This is a genomic window from Candidatus Parvarchaeota archaeon, assembly GCA_016866895.1.
GTDB lineage: Archaea > Micrarchaeota > Micrarchaeia > Anstonellales > VGKX01 > VGKX01.
Genome location: VGKX01000112.1, coordinates 1 through 4220, shown reverse-complemented (window position 1 = coordinate 4220; position 4220 = coordinate 1). Strand labels below are relative to the sequence as shown.

The window sequence follows — 4220 nt, the reverse complement described above, 5'->3', positions numbered from 1 at the left end:
CAGGTATTTATCACTTGCTAGGGTTTTATCTGATGCAATCTGAACCGGGCTGCAACAATCGTCCAGCAAAAAGATATAAATGCAGCAATAGAATATGAATGCTATGGAAAAGGGCAAAAAATGCACAAAATCTGACCGGGGCGCTTGGCACAATGAACCATTGCCAAGCAAGGGGGCGCTTTTGAAAATTCCGCTTTTTTTGCTTTTCCTGTCATCTTTGCTCTTTTTTGGCTGTACGATTCCAGACTTGACTGAAAAGGGCAATGTGGCGCCTGGAAAACAGGCAGGCCAGCCGCAGATTCCACCCAAGGCTCCAAGCTTGCCTCCGCTTCCCCAATCCGAACCTGTGAAACTTCCCACAATCGCATTTCTTGATGTTGGAAACGGCGAGGCAACCTTGTTTTTGTCCCAGGGTAAAGCAATTCTTGTTGACGCAGGCCCTGACCCTGATGCAAAGGCACTGAGGGCCGCCCTTGCAAAATATGGGGTCAAGGAGCTTGAGCTTGTAGCAATCACAAGGCCAACCGACAAGCACTACGCAGGGCTTTCCAAGCTGACTCCGGGCTTTGGAATTAAGCGGGTTATAACTAATGGGGCCACGGACGGCCAGGAATACAAAAAGCTTCTTGCACAGCTTTCAAAAAACAAGGTGGCGCTTGAAGACGTCTCTTATGGCTGGAGCGAAAAAATCGCGGGCTTTGATATATTAGTCCTCAATCCTCCAAAAGGCGAGGCGCTTGGCGCAAGCGATGCCAAGGATTCACTTGTCCTGCTTGTCAAAAAAGGGCCGATTTGCGCGCTGCTCATGTCAGACGCCCAGGCTAGTGGCGCTATCGGAAGCGAGGGCGGGACGGTTTTTGGCGGCGTTGAGGCGCGCCTTGCTGCAGACCAAAAAACCAAGGGCTGCCAAATCCTAAGGGTCGGCGATTCTGGCTCTGGGAACACGGCTTCATTCCAGCTGCTTGAATCAACAAGACCCAAATATGCTGTAATCAGCGTTGGCAACAATGGCCAAGGGCTTCCTGCCCCAGTAACACTTGAGCGCCTTGCGCTTCGAAACGTCTCTGTTTACAGGACAGACACTGGCGGTGACATACTAGTGTTTGAGCAAAACCAGACGTATTCTGTTGCAAAATCCAAGGCCAGTTGATTTTCAGTTTTGTTATCAGGCACGACAAGACATCTACCGTGTAGAGATGCTCTGTTTCAAATCATTCTTATTTTGTTTTTTATCTACATAAGCTGCCTATGGATCAGAAGTTAATCTACGTTTAGCTTTTGGAACCTGCAGCTCGCCAGTTCCCCTTATGTGTTTTTTGACAAAAGTTTCGCCTTCTTCCAAAGGGACTTGGGCTTTTTCTGCTTCCTTTTGTGCCTGCTTCGACACCTTGTAGTTTTTTGGAAGCCTGCGGGCAAACCCTGCGACTTCGGTTGCCCTTCGACAAGTTCTTTTTTCGGTCTCTTTGGCAGCCTGCTCAACTTCCAACTCTCCCTCACTTGCAAGCAAGGGGCGCTGTTCGGTCAGGAATTTTACCCTTGGCAAAAGCAGTTGCGGGGTCGCGATTTTTTTTGCCCTGGCAATGGCTGGCACCAAGTCACCAACAATGCTTGTTGCAGGCAGGGAAGGGGTTTTTGAGACGATTGAAAGTGGCACTACCAAATCATAAAGCCTCATGATTTGACTGAGTCTGAAAAGAGAGTATTCTGTTTCCTTGCCTGCTTTCTCAAAAATCTCCCTAAGCGGCAATATGCCAATGCCCGTTGAACAGTCAAGTTCACCGTCCTTCCCAAGCGATATGTTAAGACCGGTAGTAAAGTTGAATGCTATATATCTCTGGAGCTCGCTTCCATCAGGTCTGAACTCTTGCTCGATCTTTGTCAACTTACTCCCAATGATTGATGTGCGTTGGGCCATGAATATGCGGGCAGCTGTTCCGTTCTTTATTTCCGATTCTGCAACGCTCGTCGGATTTAGTGTAGGGATGTCCTGCGGATCCATAAAAAGCCAGACATGCCCGCTTGGGTTCATAATCCCATCCTGGAAATACGATGTCTTTAGCCCGAATTTGCGCAATTCGTTCATTTCAGTAACCAGTTGGCTTGAAAGCAAGTCCAAGTCAGGGAACTGCTTAAGCATTGCCTCAAGCTGCTGGCTGCCGTCCGCAATTGAAAGTGAAGAAGCGTAGATTCTGGCCTGGCACAGGTTTCCGGCAAAGACAGAAAGCATGTCCGACCTGCTAATAATTTTTATCGAGCAGTTCGCATCTCGTAGTTGCAGGCCTAGCTGGTCCAGGCCGTCAAACGTGGCACGGTCAATGTCAACCCCTCTAAGAAAATACAGAATAAGATATGTGGTAATATCGTTGAAAGTAGTACTTGGCGCACCTGCTCCGATGGTTTCAATACGCAGCTTGTCAATCGTCGCTGTCAAATCAAACAGAGCCGTCAGCCTGGAGCCAAAGTTGCCTTTAGGGATTTCCTGCTCGCAGATATTTTTTGCAAGCCCGGCTATATGTTCCGGCGTGGGTTTGGCCTGCCTAAGCGCAACGCGTATCCTCATTTCAAGAGGCTTATTGATGGCCTTTGGTACCGGTAGGCGCTCAAGAAAGTTAAATCTACTCATTGAATCACTTGTGTTAGATTATATAATTACATGTAACATGTTTATATAACTATCGAAGTGAAAAAAAGGTGCATTTTTTATTCATTTGGAAAATGCCTTTGATACCCAAGACTTGTTATGTCTGGGAAATTTGCAAATTCTGCAAATTTGCAAAATTTTGAAAGCGCAGCTTTCAAAAGTAATGGCACAACGTGGCATTCAGCATTTTGCCGGCAGCAAAATGCACATGGCGTGAAACCCACTGCTAAAGCTTGTGGGTAGCCAAATGTTGCGAATCATGCCACAAGGACTCTTGTCAGTCCTGCAAGCATTTTCCTAAATTTTCTCAATCATCTTCAGGACTTCTTCATACACAAGTGTGCCAAAGCCAGCGTGCAGGCGAAGTGAGGCAGCTGAATCGTGCCCACCACCAGCCATAAGTGCGCCTTTTAGATCTTGTTCTATATGTGCCACAATTTTTGTTGCTGCAAATCCAGCGTCGATTGCAGCCTTGTTTGCCCTGAAGGTCACAAGCCTGTCCCCATGCCCTATTGCAACAAGCGGCTCGCTTTCATTTCCCCTGTTTTGCTGCCAGAAAATCCCATCAACTGCCTTCGCCCTGCCAAGCCCGGGATATTTCCCGGCAAGCTTGTCAACCTGTATGAGGCTCACCTTGAATCTGCCAATTTTCTTCATCCGTGAAAACTCCTGTGCAGCCTGCTGCAGCTGGCCGGCTTGCTGCCCGACAAGCCCAATCAGCTCATCCAGCTCAGGGCCGCCAAAGACAATTTTTTTGAACTGCTCAAGGGATTTTTGCTTTCCCTGCATTGCCGCGTAGTCCAGGGCATGTGCAATCTGCTCAAGCTTTTTTGTGTGCCTTACAAGAGTGCTTTTGTCGGCAACAAGGGAAACATCGCAAAGAAGCTTGAGATAGCCTGAATCTTTTTGGCCTTTTTCAGAAAGCTTGAGGCAAGCTCCAGCCAAATGGGCGCAAAGCACCCCTGCGGAGTAGTTGGTGCTGGCGCCGTAATCAAACTGCGTCAAAACAAAGTCGTACTGGCCCCGTGTCTTGGCATCAACTGGGTGATGGTCCACAAGCATCATGGAGCACCCCGGGGCAGACTGCCTCAGCTCGCGCAAACCATTCGCGCTTTCCTGATTTGACGCAAAATCAACGAAGACAAAAAGGGCCCTTGCGCCAGCGTCAGATGCCCTTAGGGCATCCTCCTGCGCATCCAAGGCAAAATAAGTGGCAGACCTGCTTTCATTTGCGCTGACTGCAAATCCGGCTTCTCCAGTGCCCTGTCTTTGGGCCTGCTCAACAAGCTTCAGGGCCTGGCTGATGCAAAGAGCGCTGCATATTCCATCGGCGTCATTGTGGTATCTAATAATGACTTTTTTGCATTTGCGCGCCTGCTGCTGCAAAAATTCAGCAGCCCTCCAAAACTCCGGCAGCATTTTTTCAAGCGCGCCATCCTTGACAAGAAGTTCCATCCTAGTTTTCCCCTAAAAACTGTCGGCAGACGCCAAAGCCGCCATCCTGCATAAACCCACTGCGGCAAGTTGTCTGTTCCAACCCCTGCACTTAAATTTGGACACAGGCAGATTTATAAAATTG

At 48.6% G+C, this 4220-nt stretch carries 3 protein-coding genes; 1 reads left to right on the top strand and 2 read right to left on the bottom strand.

Annotated features, from left to right (window positions below):
• The first annotated feature begins 181 nt into the window (after positions 1 to 181).
• The gene (locus FJZ26_04605) at positions 182 to 1150 is read left to right on the top strand and encodes a hypothetical protein (protein ID MBM3229685.1); all 969 of its coding nucleotides are present in this window, start codon (positions 182 to 184) and stop codon (positions 1148 to 1150) included.
• Positions 1151 to 1246: 96 nt separating this feature from the next.
• On the opposite strand, the gene FJZ26_04600 is transcribed toward FJZ26_04605, so the two are convergent.
• Together FJZ26_04600 and FJZ26_04595 are read right to left on the bottom strand one after the other, a co-directional pair.
• A complete protein-coding gene (locus tag FJZ26_04600) occupies positions 1247 to 2623 on the bottom strand; it encodes a hypothetical protein (GenBank protein MBM3229684.1) in 1377 nt (458 codons plus the stop codon).
• A gap of 315 nt (positions 2624 to 2938) precedes the next feature.
• Entirely contained in the window at positions 2939 to 4096 is a 1158-nt protein-coding gene (locus tag FJZ26_04595; protein ID MBM3229683.1) for a hypothetical protein, read from the bottom strand.
• Positions 4097 to 4220: the final 124 nt, after the last annotated feature.

Coding starts and splice junctions, on each gene's coding strand:
- FJZ26_04595 (MBM3229683.1), bottom strand. CDS start 4,096: ATGGAACTTCTTGTCAAGGATGGCGCGCTTGAAAAAATGCTGCCGGAG.
- FJZ26_04600 (MBM3229684.1), bottom strand. CDS start 2,623: ATGAGTAGATTTAACTTTCTTGAGCGCCTACCGGTACCAAAGGCCATC.